The sequence below is a fragment of the Massilia scottii genome, from assembly GCF_030846495.1.
In the GTDB taxonomy this organism is placed as follows: Bacteria; Pseudomonadota; Gammaproteobacteria; order Burkholderiales; family Burkholderiaceae_D; genus Telluria_A; species Telluria_A violaceinigra.
Genome location: NZ_JAVCWM010000006.1, coordinates 23,136 through 36,844 on the forward strand (window position 1 = coordinate 23,136; position 13,709 = coordinate 36,844).

Below are 13,709 nucleotides of genomic sequence, written 5' to 3' on the forward strand. Positions count from 1 at the left end.
CGCTCAGCGGACCGGCGGCACCGTAGGCTTCTTGTCGGTGGTCGAGGTGCCGGTGGCCGCGCCGGTGCTGTCCATGCCACGGTTGCCGGACGTGCCGGTGACGGGCGGATTGCCGCTGCCGGTGCTGCCGCTGGTGCCGGACGAGCCGCGCATGTCAGTGCCGGTGGTACCGGTCATGTCCGCGTCGCGCGCCGGGTTGGTATTGGCACTGGTGCTGCTGTTCGTCGTGTCGCGCGGATCGGTGATCACATCGCGCTCTTCCTGCGACTTGTCGCGGTTCTGGCGCGCTTTGATGCCGCTACGAGGCTGGCGGTCCGGATTGGCCAAGGCGGCGCCGTCGCGGATGTTGGTCCCGCTCGCATTCGTGCCGCTGTTGCCGCTGGTAGCGGTGCCGCTCTGGCTTTGCGCCCATGCCGCGCCGCCGACCATGAGAGCGACGAGGGAAATCGCGAGTTTGGTTTTCATGCCTGCCTCCTGAAGAAGATAACGAACAGCTATTCTTGCACTCCAAGCCATCCTGACGGGTAGGACCATGCCTCGGGTCGGCGTGGGATGATGTCGTGCTATTTTTGTCGCGCGGAAACAAGCGGTGCTTAGGACGACGGCCGGGACACCCGATTTGCGGCATTGGTGTATTCTTGCCAATTGCCCATCATGCAGAACCGTCCCATGCCAGAAATTGCTCCCGTCACCCTACAAACCGAACGCCTGACGCTGCGCTTTCTGCACGCCAGCGATACGCAAGCGCTGTACACGATCCACTCCGACCCGGTAGTGATGCGCTACTTCAGCGGCACCGCCTGGACCGATCCGGCGCAGGGCGACGCGGTCATTGCGCGCGCGCTGGACGGCTACAGCAGCGGCAGCAGCATGGAGCTCGCGCTCGTCCTGCGCGAGACGGGCAAGCTGATTGGCACCATCAAGCCGCACGCCTTCCACGCACAGAACCGCCGCTGCGAAATCGGCTATGCGCTGGCCAGCGCCCACTGGGGCCAGGGCTATCTGAGCGAAGCGATGCGCGCCACCCTCGACTACCTGTTCAAGGAAATGAACATGAACCGCATCGAAGCCGATATCGACCCGCGCAACCTGGCGTCGGCCAAGCTGCTCGAGCGCATGGGCTTTCAAAAAGAGGGCTACATGCCGGAGCGCTGGATCGTCAACGGCGAAATCTGCGACACCGCCTTCTATGGCCTGCTGCGGCGCGGCTGGGAAAACAGCTGATGGCCGGCCTGCGCTTTGCGGCCGCGCAGTCGGCGTCGGTGCCGCTCGATATCGCGGCCAACGTCAAGCGTCACCTCGCCTTTATCGACGCCGCCAGCCAGGCCGGTGTGCAGCTGCTGGTGTTCCCCGAACTGTCGCTGAGCGGCTACGAGCTGCCCGGCATGGCCGCCTGCGCGCTCAGGGCCGACGACGACCGCCTGGCGCCCCTGCGCGAGCGTGCCGCCAGCGCCAGCATGACGGTGGTGGTGGGCGCGCCGCTGGCCAACGCCAATGCGCTGCCCGGCATCGGCGCCATCACCTTTCATCCGGACGGACGCAGCTCGGTCTACCGCAAGCACTTCCTGCATGCGGGCGAAGAGCGGCACGTCGCGGCCGGCAGCGCGATCAGCCAGCTGCACGATGTGCGCGGCATGAAGGTAGCGCTGGCGATTTGCGCCGATACAGGCCAGCAGCAGCACGCGCACGCCGCCGCGGTGGCCGGTGCCGAACTGTATGCGGCCGGCTCGCTGATCTCCGCGGGCGGATACGACAAGGATACCGGCCAGCTGGCCGGCTACGCAAAGCTGTTCGGGATGGGGGTCTTGATGGCCAACCACGCGCACGCCTCGGGCGGATACGACAGCGCCGGCCGCAGCGCCATCTGGGCCTCCGGCGGCGCGCTGGTGATCGCCGCGCCGGGACCGGGCGAGATGCTGGTGATAGCCGATGACAACGGCGGCAGGATCGTCGCGCTGGCGTGAAGCGTTGCCCGCCGGCCGTTTATCGTCTCTGCAAACCGGTCATCACCCAATTCATGCACTTCATCGGACAGCGGTAGAGCAATCGCGCGGCACTTGCTACAGTCTCTCCATCGACAACCCTCCCCTGGAGAAGCACATGAACAACCCTGCATTCACCTCTTTTTTCGCCAGCATGGAAGACCTCGGCCGCACGCTGGGGAAGGTAGCCCGCTACGCCGTGAGCGCCATCGCCACCATGTCCTGGCCTACCCTGCTGCTCAGCGCCGTCGGCCTGGCCATGCTGCTGACCATCGTGCCGGTGGTGCTGACGCTGTTTGTGTTGCTCATGATCATCAAGCTGGTGACCGGCTACGTCAGCGACCGCGCCACCCGTGGCCCGGCCACGCCCTACACGCCTGTGAAGACGGAAGGCGAATAACAGCGTGAAGGCAAGCCAGCTGAACAAGGTGATGGATTTCCTGCGCGATTCCCTCGCGCAAGCCACGGTGTTATGGTGGAGCTTCTTCGACTGGCTTGCATTGGTGGAATGGCGGCAACTGTTCATCACCTGGTTCCTGGCCATGGCGTTCGGGCTGGCCCTGACCCTGCCCGAACCGGCGGTGTGGTACGTGATCCTGTCGTACGCCGTAAAAGTGCTGGCCGGCGGCAAGCGCAAGGCCGAACTGACTGCCAGGGAAGCGACCGAGGAAGCCAAGGTCGCCGTGCTCGAACGGCGCCTGCTCGAAGCGCAGATGGCGACCCTGCAGGCGCAGGTCGAGCCTCACTTCCTGTTCAATACCCTTGCGCTCATCGGCCAGCTGATCGAAACCGATCCGCCGCAGGCCGCGCGCATCCACATGCACCTGATCGAATACCTGCGCTCCACCCTGCCGCAGATGCGCGCGGCCGGCGGCGGCACGCTGGGGCGCCAGGTCCAGCTCTCGCGCGCCTACCTGGCCATCATGCAGGCGCGCATGAAGGAGCGGCTGACGGTCAGTTTCGACGTGCCCGCGCAGCTGGAGCACATGCCTTTTCCGCCGATGATGCTGCAGATCCTGATCGAGAACGCCATCAAGCACGGCCTGGAACCGAAGATCGAGGGCGGCCGCATCGATGTCGGCGCACGCCTGGTGGGCGACGCCATGCATGTCGATGTGCGCGACAATGGCGTCGGCTTTAACATGCACGCCGGCGATGGCGTGGGCCTGGCGAATATCCGCGAGCGCCTGTTGCTGCTGTTCGGATCGCGTGCGGAGCTGGTGATCGAAATGCCGCTCGAAGGCGGCGCCCTGGCGTCGCTGCGCGTTCCCCACTCTTCTCAGGAGACCAACTGAAATGGCCACTGTCAGCGCCCTGATTGTCGACGATGAATCCCCCATGCGCGACCAGCTGCGCTCACGCCTGGCCGAAGTGTGGCCGGACCTGGCGATCGTGGGCGAGGCATCGAACGGCCTCGATGCGGTCACCATGGCGGCGCAGCTCCAGCCGGACATCGTCTTCCTCGACATCCGCATGCCGGGCCAGGGCGGCATCGAAGCGGCGCGGCATTTATACAACCGCTGCCACATCGTGTTCGTGACCGCGTACGACCAGTACGCGCTGGACGCCTTCGAGCAGGGCGCGATGGACTACCTGCTCAAGCCCGTGGTGGCCGAGCGCCTGCGCGTCACCTGCGAGCGCCTGCGCACGCGCCTGACGAAGGCGCCCGAGAACATCGGCGAGCAGCTGCGCCAGCTGACCGAGCTCCTGCAGCAGGGCGAATCGAAAAAGCCCGCGTACCTGCGCTGGATCCAGGCGCAGGTAGGCAGCAACCTGCGCATGGTCAGCACCCGCGAAGTGCTGTTCTTCCAGTCCGACGAAAAGTACACCCTGGTGCAGACGGCGCAGGCCGAAATGCTGATCCGCAAAACGCTCAAGGAGCTGGCCGACGAACTCGATCCGGATGAATTCTGGCGCATCCACCGCTCCACCCTGGTGCGCGTCGATGCCATCGCCGAAGTCACGCGCGACGAGCGCGGACGCCAGATGCTCCGGGTGCGCAATCATCCGGTGCTGCTGGAAGTGAGCCGGAACCACACGCATCTGTTCCAGCAAATGTAAGGCCCATCGCGCCGCGCATGGCGGCGTGGATGTGCACCCGGATGTCCAATAATCCAGTACCATATACCCTGCTTTTCCGATCACCTACCCGGGAGAAGGAACATGTCATCCACACCCAAGCAAACCCGCGCCAATATCATCCCCTGCCTGCGCTACCGCAATGCGCCGGCCGCCATCGACTGGCTCTGCAGCACTTTCGGTTTTGAAAAACAACTCGTCGTCCCCGGCGAAAACGACACCATCCTCCACGCGCAATTGTCTTTCGGCAACGGCATGGTGATGCTGGGCTCGACGTCGGCCATCGATTCCGAGTACAGCAAGCTGATGAAGCAGCCCGACGAGATCGGCGGCGCGCAAACCCAGACCATCTGCGTCGTCGTGACCGATGCGGATGCCGTCTACGACCGTGCCATCTCGGCGCGCGCGCAGATCGTCATGGACCTCAAGGATGAAGACTACGGCGGGCGCAGTTTTACCTGCCGCGACCTGGAAGGCCACGTCTGGACCTTCGGCACCTACGACCCGTTCGAATAAAAGCCATCGAGGAGCACACCATGTCACGTGCAGTCCACTTTGAAATCCAGGCGTCGAACCCGCAGGCGATGATCGACTTTTACCATGGCCTGTTCGGCTGGACCTTCAACAAATGGGAGGGCGGCGATTACTGGATGGTGCACACCGGGCCGGAAGACCAGCCGGGCATCAACGGCGGCCTGCTGCCGCGCCGCGGCCCGCTGCCCGAGAGCCAGGCCGCGATCAACGCCTTCGTCATCACGGTCGACGTGGAAGATATCGACGCCTCGCTGGCGAAAGCCGCATCGGGCTCGCTGCACGGCGTGGTGTGCGTGCCCAAGATGGCGGTGCCGGGGATCGGCTGGCTGGCCTACGTCAAGGACCCGGACGGGAATATGTTCGGGATGATGCAGGCCGATATCACGGCTGCATGACGGGCACCGGCTCCGACAGCGCCGCCACCAGCGCCTGGTCGGCCACCTGCACCGGGCGGATGCGGATGACGTCCCTGTACAGCGGCGGCATGTGCGCGCAGATCGCCTCCAGCTGCGCGTCGTCCAGCGACGCGCTCACATACTGGAACTGGGACGGGTTATCCGCCGGCAGCGGCCCTTCCATGGTCGAACCGTAGGCGCCCAGGTTCATGAAGCTCTGCGCGCTGGCGTCGGGCCCGCGCGCGAAAACGAACGTGCCCTCCTTCGGATGGGCGAGGTACTGGCGCACCACGGCCTGCGCCTCGGCGTCCAGGCCCTGCATCAGCGTGTAGCGCAGCTGAGCGTACTGGCGCGTGCATTCCATGAACGCCGTGCAGATCGCCGACAGCGCGCGCCGGCCCGGTGAGCACAGCAGCAGGTTGCCGAAGGAGTCGAGCAAGGCCACCGCATCGCCCTCCCCGCCCTGCTGGCGGTCGCGCGCGATGGCCTCACGCAGGTAGGGCGCCAGGCCCGCATCCGGAAGGTAGCGCGCGCAGCGGTACGCCAGCGCATGCGGATACAAGATCTTGAGCTGGCGTACCAGCGGATGGTCGGGTGCCAGCTGCGCGGGGTCCTTCAACTGCTCGCGCGGCGGGTCGCTGTTGAGCAGGACCTGCACCTTGTCGGATGTGGCCTCGAACACCAGCGAGCAAAGCGCTTGCGTCGCTTCGGCGATGGTTTTCCCGATGAAAAACGACTTGGGCACGACGCCGGCGCTCTCGCGCGCGAACGGCGACGCACCTTTCACCGCAGGGTAGAAGAAACTGGCGCCGGCCTGGGCGCGCAGGCCCGCGGGCAGGCACGCAAACGTAAAGCTGGCGTCGTGGTTGATGCCGGCCTTGGCGTCGCGCGCGGCGACGACCACGCTGAAGCCGGCCGACAGGATCGCACCGGTGCACATGGCGCAGGGGTCGAGCGAGGTGACGAGGGTGATTTCTTCGGGCGCAGGCAAAGCGCGCCCTTTGGCGCGTTCGGCAAAATACCAGTCGATCAGCTGACGCTCGCCGTGCGCGGTCGGATCGAAAATCAGGCCGTCGCGCACCACGTTGTTTTGCAGCGACTTGAGCACATTGCCATGCTGGTCGAGCAGCACGCCGCCGACCCCGAACGTTCCCTGGGTCTTGGCGGCGATGGCCTCGTTGGCCGCCAGTGCTACCGCGGCCTGTACATCGATGGTTTTTTTCAAAGCTTACTTCTTCAGGTCCCAGCCGCCGAACGCGTTCGGAAGCTGTCCGGCCGCCGTCGTTTCGAGAATGTCGCCATGCAGGTTGGTCAGCACGATGGGCAGGTCGTTACCACCGAGTTCCAGGATCACCTGGCGGCAGGCGCCGCACGGTGCAATCGGGCCGTCGGTCTGGCCGATGACGGCCAGCGCGGTGAAGTCGCCGGGTTTGTAGCCGTGGGCGAGCGCGCTGAAGAAAGCGGTGCGCTCTGCGCAGTTGCACAAGCCGTAGGAGGCGTTTTCGACGTTACAGCCACGGAAGATGCGGCCGTCCTTGCATTCAAGGGCGGCGCCGACCTGGAAATTGGAGTACGGGGTGTAGGCCAGCAGGCGTGCCGCGGTGGCTTCGGTGATGAGTTTTTCGTATTTCATTGGTGTTCCTTATCCATTCCTATACCCTCAAAACTGTCGTTCCCGCGCCACGGGCCGCCTTGGCGCGGGAACGGCGTTCTATGGACGGATCGTGCGGTAGATGATCGGATTCGCAGCCGGCTTCGTATCGCCAACCTTGTACGCAGCCTGCACCTCGCGCACCGCCTGTTCGGCCGCAGCCTGCGTGCGCGCGTGGACCATCGCCAGCGGCTGGCCAACCGCAATCGCGTCGCCCAACTCCACCAGCCCGGTCAAACCGACCGCAAAGTCGATCGCGTCTTCCGGACGGCGACGTCCGCCACCCAGGCTGACCACCGCCAGGCCAAGGCCACGGCAATCGGTCGCGGTTGCAAAACCTGCCTGCAGCGCAGGTACCGGCACGATGATCGGCGCCTTTTCCAGATACGCGTCCGGACGCTCGACCAGATCGGCCGGGCCGCCCAGTGCCGCCACCATGCGCGAGAAGCGCTCGGCCGCTTCGCCGGAGTCCAGACCCGCCTGCAGCTTGGCGCGCGCTTCGGTTTCGTTGGCGGCCAGTTTGCCCAGCACCAGCATCTCGGCGCACAGCGCCATCGTCACTTCGTGCAGGCGCGCCGGACGCGAACGGCCAGTCAGGTAATCCATCGCCAGGCGCACTTCCAGCGCGTTACCGGCCACGGGACCGAGCGACTCGTTCATCTCGGTCAGCAGTGCCGACGTACGGGTACCCGCGCCGTTACCGACAGCGACGATGCTCTCGGCCAGTTCGACCGATTTGTCGTAGCTCGGCATGAAGGCGCCGGTGCCGACCTTCACGTCCATCACCAGCGCATCGAGCCCGGCCGACAGCTTCTTCGACAAAATCGAACCGGTGATCATCGCCACCGATTCCACCGTCGCGGTGGTGTCGCGAATGCTGTAGAAACGCTTGTCCGACGGCGCCAGTTGCGCGGTCTGGCCGATGATGGCCACACCCACGTCCTTGACGACGGTACGGAACAGTTCCGGATCGGGCACGGTGCAGTAGCCAGGAATGGAATCGAACTTGTCGAGCGTGCCACCGGTGTGGCCCAGGCCACGGCCGGAGATCATCGGCACGAAGCCGCCGCAGGCTGCGATCATCGGTCCGAGCATCAGGGACACCACGTCGCCCACGCCGCCGGTCGAGTGCTTGTCGACCACCGGGCCTGGCAGGTTCAGCGAACGCCATTCCATAACCTGGCCGGAATCGCGCATGGCCAGGGTGAAGGCCACGCGTTCATCCATGTTCATGTCGTTGAAGAAGACGGCCATCGCGAGTGCCGCGATCTGGCCTTCGGTGACGCTGCCGTCGGTGATGCCGCGTACGAAGAACTGGATCTCTTCAGCCGAAAGAGCGCCGCCATCGCGTTTTTTGCGGATGATTTCCTGATTTAAGAACATGTGCTGCCTTTACTTGATGTTGTTTTTCATGGATCGCGGGCTTAAACGCCGTACGGAATCCAGACATTCTTGACCTGGCTCGCGTGCGCCAGCACTGCGCGCCCGCCGGCCTGTTTGGTGTCGTACCAGTCACGCCCTTTGCCGCCGCCCACCCAAGTGCGCTTGAGCGATTCGGCCGACAGGCGTTCGACTTCGGCGCAGCCTTCAGCCGAACCGTCGTGGCGCCACACGGCGTCCACATCCGAGTGCGATGCCAGCGTCCTGGCCAGTTCGTCGGCGCTGCCGGTGATGATGTTCAGCGCGCCGCCTGGCAGGTCCGACGTGTCGAGTACCTGATACAGGTCGGTTGCCGCCAGCGGATAGGCTTCCGACGGCACCGCGATCACGCGGTTACCCAGCGCCAGCGCAGGCGCCACCAGCGAAATGAAGCCGAGCAGCGGCGATTCGTTCGGGCAGATGATGCCGATCACGCCAACCGGCTCGTTCAGGGCCACTGTAATGCCGTGCATCGGCGGCTGGTGCGCCAGGCCGTCGTACTTGTCGGCCCACGCCGCGTAGTAGAACAGGCGCTCGATCGATGCCTGCACTTCTTTTTCAGGGTTCCTGGCGCCGGTCATGGCAGCCAGGCGTGCTGCGAATTCGTCAGCGCGGATCGCCAGGTTCTCGGCGATGTAGTACAGGACCTGTGCACGGTTATGCGACGTCGCCTTGGCCCAGCCGGATGCCTTGTGCGCCGCTTCCACGGCATTGCGGATGTCCTTGCGGCCGCCTTCGCCCACGTCGCCGACGAAGGCGCCGTGGGCGCCGGTGATCGCGCGCGTGTAGGCGCCATCAGGGCGCGCCTGCTTGCCGCCGATGTACATCTTGGCGGTGCGGTCGATGGCGAACGGTCCCGGCGCTTCGGCCGGTTTGGCCTTGCCCTTCGCTTCTACCAGCGGTACTGCCGGACGCGCATCTTCGGACAGCGCCGTCATGTACTCGAACATGCCTTCCTTGCCGCCTTCGCGGCCGAAGCCGGACTCGCGGTAGCCGCCGAAGCCGCACGCGGCGTCGAACTGGTTGGCGGTGTTAATCCACACCACGCCAGCCTTGATCTGCGGGGCCACGTCGAGCGCGAGGCTGATCGATTCGGACCACACGCAGGCAGCCAGGCCGTACACGGTGTTGTTCGCCAGCTGGACCGCTTCAACCGGGGTGCGGAAGCTCATTGCAACCAGCACAGGTCCGAAGATTTCGGTCTGGGCGATGCCGGCCGAGGTGGATGCGCCGGTAATCAGGGTCGGCGGGAACCACGAGCCGGTGGCTGGCAGTTCGCAAACCGGCTGGTAAATGGTGCAGCCTTCGGCGCGGGCCGCTTCGACCAGGCCTTCGATGCGCTGGCGCTGGATCGGATCGACCAGCGCGCCGATGTCGACCGATTTTTCGATGGGCGAGCCGAGACGCAGGTTGTCCATGCGCGCGCGCAGCTTGGCGAGGAAGCGTTCTTCGATCGATTCCTGCACCAGCAGGCGCGAACCGGCGCAGCAGACCTGGCCCTGGTTGAACCAGATCGAATCGACCAGGCCTTCAACGGCGGCGTCCAGATCGGCATCTTCAAACACGATGAACGGCGACTTGCCGCCCAATTCGAGCGAGAGTTTCTTGCCGCTGCCGGCGGTGGCCTTGCGGATGATGCGGCCAACTTCGGTGGAACCGGTGAAGGCCACCTTGTCGATGCCCGCATGGTTGACGATGGCCTCGCCCACGCGGCCGTCGCCGGTGACGATGTTGACCACGCCGGCCGGCACGCCGGCCTGTTGGCAGATCTCTGCGAACAGCAACGCGGACAGCGAGGTAAATTCCGCCGGCTTGAAGACGACCGTGTTACCGGCGGCCAGCGCTGGCGCGATTTTCCAGGCCAGCATCAGCAGCGGGAAATTCCAGGGAACGATCTGGCCCACCACGCCCACGGCGCGGTAGTCGGCAAATTCTTCCGATTGCAGCTGCGCCCAGCCGGCGTGATGGTAGAAGTGGCGCGCGGCCAGCGGCAGGTCGGCGTCGCGCGTTTCGCGGATCGTCTTGCCGTTGTCGAGCGTTTCGATGACCGCGAACAGGCGCGCATGCTTTTGCAGCAGGCGAGCCAGCGCGTACATCACGCGCGCGCGGCCATGGCCGCCCAAGGCCACCCAGCCCGGCTGGGCGCGGCGCGCCGCTTCCACTGCGCGGTCCACGTCGGCGGCACTGGCCTGGCTTACCTGCGCCAGTTCCTTGCCATCGGCCGGATTGGTCGAGGCGAAGGTGTCGGCGGCATCGCTCCAGGCATTATCGATGAACAGTCCGAAACGGCGCTCATGCTGGTCCAGCCATGCTTGCGCTTCTTTGGTGCTCTCGGGTGCAGGGCCGTAGTCCATAGTTTGAAGAATCTCGTTGATTGTTGGCATGACGAATCCGTTGATGTTTATGGTTGCGCGTGGCGATGGTTGGCCGAGTAGTTCCCGGTGACGTAGTGTTCGAGCTGGCGCTCGATGTCGGTCAGCAGGCTCGATGCACCGATGCGGAACAGATGCGGCTCCAGCCACTCGCGTCCCAATTCCTCTTTCATCAGGGTCAGGTACTGCAGCGCGCTCTTGGCGGTCGCTACGCCGCCGGCGGGCTTGAAGCCGACCTGGAAGCCGTACTGCTCATGGTATTCACGGATCGTGCGCACCATCGTCAGGGCCACGGGAATGGTGGCGTTGACGCCTTCCTTGCCGGTCGAGGTCTTGATGAAGTCGGAACCGGCCATCATGCACACCCACGAGGCCTTGGCCACGTTTTCCAGCGTAAGCAGGTCGCCGGTGGCGAGAATGGCTTTGACGTGCGCGTCGCCGCAGGCTTTGCGGTAAGCGACCATTTCGTCGTACAGCGCCTGCCAGTTACCCATCAGGACGTGCTGGCGCGTGATGACGATATCGATTTCGGTAGCGCCGGCGGCGACCGACAACTCAATCTCGCGCACCTTGGTTTCCATGCTGGCCAGGCCAGCCGGGAACGCGGTCGACACGGCGGCGATCGGCAAGCGGCCCTGCAGGATCTTGGCGGCTGGCGTAATCATCTCGTGGTACACGCACACCGCGCCGGTGGTCAGGTTGGACACGCCCAGCGCTTCCATCAGGTCGGTGCGCAGCGGGCGCATGGCCTTCATGCACAGGCGCTCGACGCGGCCCGGCGTGTCGTCGCCGCCGAGAGTGGTCAGGTCGATGCACTGCAGGGCCTTGATCAGCCACGCTGCCTGGTATTCTTTTTTGACGGTGCGGCGATTGGCCAGGCTGGCCGCGCGGCGGTCCGACGCATTGCGGTTCACTTTGATCTGGTTGACCCAGCCGAGGTCGAGGCCAACCGCCTCGTTGCGTTTGAATGCGGGATTGTGAGTCATAGCAGAGCGGTTCCGTTGGAAAGTGGTTTGACGCCGAGGTGCTTGGCCAAGGTGGCGCCGATGTCGGAGAACGTGTTCGAGACCGGCAGCGCGCGCGGGGCGACGCCCGGGCCGAAGAAGATCATCGGGATGTGCTCGCGCGTGTGGTCCGAGCCCGGCCAGCTTGGGTCGCAGCCATGGTCGGCGGTGATGACGACCAGGTCGCCCTCTTTCAGCTTGGCCATGAACTCCGGCAGGCGCGCATCCATTTCATGCAGCGCGTTCGAGTAGCCGGCCACGTCGCGGCGATGGCCGAAGGCCTGGTCGAAGTCGACGAAGTTGACAAAAGTGAGCGACTTGTCGCCGGCTTCGTCGGTCACTTTGAGCAGCGCGTCGAACAGCGCCATGTTGTCCACGCCCTTGACCACGCGCGAGATGCCCTGGGTCGCGAAGATGTCGCTGATCTTGCCAAGGCCGATGACTTCCCCGCCTTCGTTCTTGACGTGGTCGAGCAGGGTCGCGCTGGGGGGCGGGACGGCGTAGTCGTGGCGGTTGCTGGTGCGGCGGTAGTTGCCGTTCTCGCCCAGGAACGGACGCGCGATCACGCGGCCAATGTTATACGGCTTGACCAGTTCAAACGCGGCTTCGCACACGGCGTACAGGCGTTCGAGGCCGAAGTGTTCTTCATGCGCGGCGATCTGCATGACCGAGTCGCCCGAGGTGTAGACGATGATTTTGCCGGTGGTGACATGTTCGTCGCCATGCTTGTTGATGATGTCGGTGCCGGACGCGTGGCAGTTGCCGAGGTAGCCGGCCACGCCGGTCAGTTCCTGCAGCTTGCCGGTCAGTTCGGCCGGGAACGACGGCACGGTGCGCGGGAAGTAGCCCCAGTCGAATTCGACCGGCACGCCGGCGATTTCCCAGTGTCCGCTCTGGGTGTCCTTGCCGGTCGAGCGCTCGCGCGCCGCGCCGTAGGCGCCGGTGAAGCCGTCGCGCTGGTCGAAGCCCTGGGCCCATTCGCCGCTGGCCAGGTGGGCGGCGGCGGCGAGGCCGAGGCGTTCGAGGTTGGGCAGCTGCATCGGCTTGCCCTGTTCGGCAGCCCAGCTGGCGATATGGCCGAAGGTGTTGGCGCCGACGTCGCCGAATTTGTCGGCGTCGGGCGTGGCGCCGAGGCCGAAGGAATCAAGCAGGAGGATAAATGCGCGTGACATGGGATCGCTCGCTTTAGAAAGGTTCAGGTACGGTAAAAAGACCACCGTCGCCCCCGCGCAGGCGGGGGTCCAAGCGGGTTAACAGCATTAACAGCATCGAAGCAGTACGAGCAAATCAGGCAGCGGCGCGCGGCTGTTGCGCAACGCGCTCCAGGAACGCCGGAATCAGTGCAACCAGATCCTTGGCGCCAATCGCCGCGTATTTCAGCGTCTGCTCGTGCGACAGCGGGAACGGCGACATGCCTTCCGCCAGGTTGGTAATCACGGACACGCCAACCACCTTCAAACCGCAATGTCGCGCCGACACCACTTCCGGCACCACCGACATACCCACCACGTCGGCGCCCAGTTTGGCCATCATGCGGATTTCGGCGGCGGTCTCGAAGTTCGGACCCGGGTAGGCGATGAACACACCTTCATGCAGCGTGATGCCCTTGGCGGCGGCGGTTTCCTTGACCACGTTGCGGATATCGCTGTCGTAGGCATTGGCCATGCTGAAAAAGCGCGGGCCGAAACGGTCGTCGTTCGGGCCGACCATCGGCGTGCCAGGCAGCCAGTTGATATGGTCGGTCAGGGCCACCAGGCTGCCCGCATCGACTTCGGTGCGCAGCGAACCGGCGGCATTGGTCACGAACAGCATCTCGCAACCGAGCAGCTTCATGGTGCGCACGGCGCTGGTCATCACGCCCATGCCGTAACCTTCGTAGAAGTGGCCGCGGCCCTTCATGCACACCACGTTCACGCCCGCCAGGGTACCCAATACCAGCTCACCGGCGTGGCCGTGCACGGTGCTGATCGGGAAACCTGGCAGCTCGTCGAAGCCGATCGAGACCGCATCGGTCATCTGCTCGGCCAGCACGCCGAGACCCGAACCGAGGATCATCGCCACGCGCGGCTCGAAACCAGGTTTGCGGGCGCGGATGATATCGGCGGCTTCGAAGGGGGTATTGTTCGACATGAGGATTCCTTATCTGTTCGGGGAGGGCGCTGCCACGCGACGCGGAGGATGCAGGCGGCGTGGAGAATGGGTTCGCTAACTATTATAACTATGCATGATCGGGGATATGTATGGCAAATACCATTTTTCTTCCTCATTTATAC

General features: G+C 64.8%; 15 protein-coding genes. 7 read left to right on the top strand and 8 right to left on the bottom strand.

The window, feature by feature from the left end:
• Positions 1 to 3: 3 nt before the first annotated feature.
• A complete protein-coding gene (locus tag RBA41_RS09580; protein WP_306623377.1) occupies positions 4 to 465 on the bottom strand; it encodes a hypothetical protein in 462 nt (153 codons plus the stop codon).
• 204 nt (positions 466 to 669) lie between these two features.
• Between RBA41_RS09580 and RBA41_RS09585 the strand changes: the two genes are divergently transcribed.
• From RBA41_RS09585 to RBA41_RS09615, 7 genes are all read left to right on the top strand, one after another.
• On the top strand, positions 670 to 1,224 hold the full coding sequence (locus RBA41_RS09585; protein ID WP_306623379.1) for a GNAT family N-acetyltransferase: 555 nt from the start codon (positions 670 to 672) through the stop codon (positions 1,222 to 1,224).
• Entirely contained in the window at positions 1,224 to 1,964 is a 741-nt protein-coding gene (locus tag RBA41_RS09590; protein WP_306623380.1) for a carbon-nitrogen hydrolase family protein, read from the top strand. Before RBA41_RS09585 ends, RBA41_RS09590 begins: the two co-directional genes overlap by 1 nt.
• A gap of 136 nt (positions 1,965 to 2,100) precedes the next feature.
• The gene (locus tag RBA41_RS09595) at positions 2,101 to 2,382 is read left to right on the top strand and encodes a hypothetical protein (protein WP_306623381.1); all 282 of its coding nucleotides are present in this window, start codon (positions 2,101 to 2,103) and stop codon (positions 2,380 to 2,382) included.
• 4 nt (positions 2,383 to 2,386) lie between these two features.
• Positions 2,387 to 3,277, top strand: coding sequence for a sensor histidine kinase (locus RBA41_RS09600; protein WP_306623382.1), 891 nt, complete (start codon positions 2,387 to 2,389; stop codon positions 3,275 to 3,277).
• A gap of 1 nt (position 3,278) precedes the next feature.
• Complete coding sequence (locus RBA41_RS09605) at positions 3,279 to 4,043, top strand: LytR/AlgR family response regulator transcription factor (protein ID WP_306623384.1); 765 nt, start codon at positions 3,279 to 3,281, stop codon at positions 4,041 to 4,043.
• A 102-nt stretch (positions 4,044 to 4,145) separates the two neighbouring features.
• Complete coding sequence (locus tag RBA41_RS09610) at positions 4,146 to 4,577, top strand: VOC family protein (protein WP_306623385.1); 432 nt, start codon at positions 4,146 to 4,148, stop codon at positions 4,575 to 4,577.
• A 20-nt stretch (positions 4,578 to 4,597) separates the two neighbouring features.
• On the top strand, positions 4,598 to 4,990 hold the full coding sequence (locus RBA41_RS09615; protein ID WP_306623386.1) for a VOC family protein: 393 nt from the start codon (positions 4,598 to 4,600) through the stop codon (positions 4,988 to 4,990).
• On the opposite strand, the gene RBA41_RS09620 is transcribed toward RBA41_RS09615, so the two are convergent.
• From RBA41_RS09620 to xapA, 7 genes are all read right to left on the bottom strand, one after another.
• Positions 4,977 to 6,215: a nucleoside deaminase gene (locus RBA41_RS09620; protein WP_306623387.1), complete on the bottom strand. Its 1,239-nt coding sequence runs from the start codon at positions 6,213 to 6,215 to the stop codon at positions 4,977 to 4,979. The two genes, RBA41_RS09615 and RBA41_RS09620, sit on opposite strands and share 14 nt — an antisense overlap.
• A gap of 3 nt (positions 6,216 to 6,218) precedes the next feature.
• Positions 6,219 to 6,623 (bottom strand): cytidine deaminase, encoded by a 405-nt coding sequence (locus RBA41_RS09625; protein ID WP_306623389.1) that lies wholly within the window; start codon positions 6,621 to 6,623, stop codon positions 6,219 to 6,221.
• A gap of 78 nt (positions 6,624 to 6,701) precedes the next feature.
• Positions 6,702 to 8,024, bottom strand: a complete 1,323-nt coding sequence (deoA, locus tag RBA41_RS09630) for a thymidine phosphorylase (RefSeq protein WP_233295714.1) — start codon at positions 8,022 to 8,024, stop codon at positions 6,702 to 6,704.
• Between the two features lie 41 nt (positions 8,025 to 8,065).
• Positions 8,066 to 10,444 (bottom strand): aldehyde dehydrogenase family protein, encoded by a 2,379-nt coding sequence (locus tag RBA41_RS09635; protein ID WP_374709521.1) that lies wholly within the window; start codon positions 10,442 to 10,444, stop codon positions 8,066 to 8,068.
• Positions 10,445 to 10,461: 17 nt separating this feature from the next.
• The gene (deoC, locus tag RBA41_RS09640) at positions 10,462 to 11,418 is read right to left on the bottom strand and encodes a deoxyribose-phosphate aldolase (protein WP_306623391.1); all 957 of its coding nucleotides are present in this window, start codon (positions 11,416 to 11,418) and stop codon (positions 10,462 to 10,464) included.
• A complete protein-coding gene (locus RBA41_RS09645) occupies positions 11,415 to 12,608 on the bottom strand; it encodes a phosphopentomutase (protein WP_306623393.1) in 1,194 nt (397 codons plus the stop codon). Before RBA41_RS09645 ends, deoC begins: the two co-directional genes overlap by 4 nt.
• A gap of 115 nt (positions 12,609 to 12,723) precedes the next feature.
• A complete protein-coding gene (gene xapA / locus RBA41_RS09650) occupies positions 12,724 to 13,566 on the bottom strand; it encodes a xanthosine phosphorylase (RefSeq protein WP_166881416.1) in 843 nt (280 codons plus the stop codon).
• Between the last annotated feature and the right edge of the window lie 143 nt (positions 13,567 to 13,709).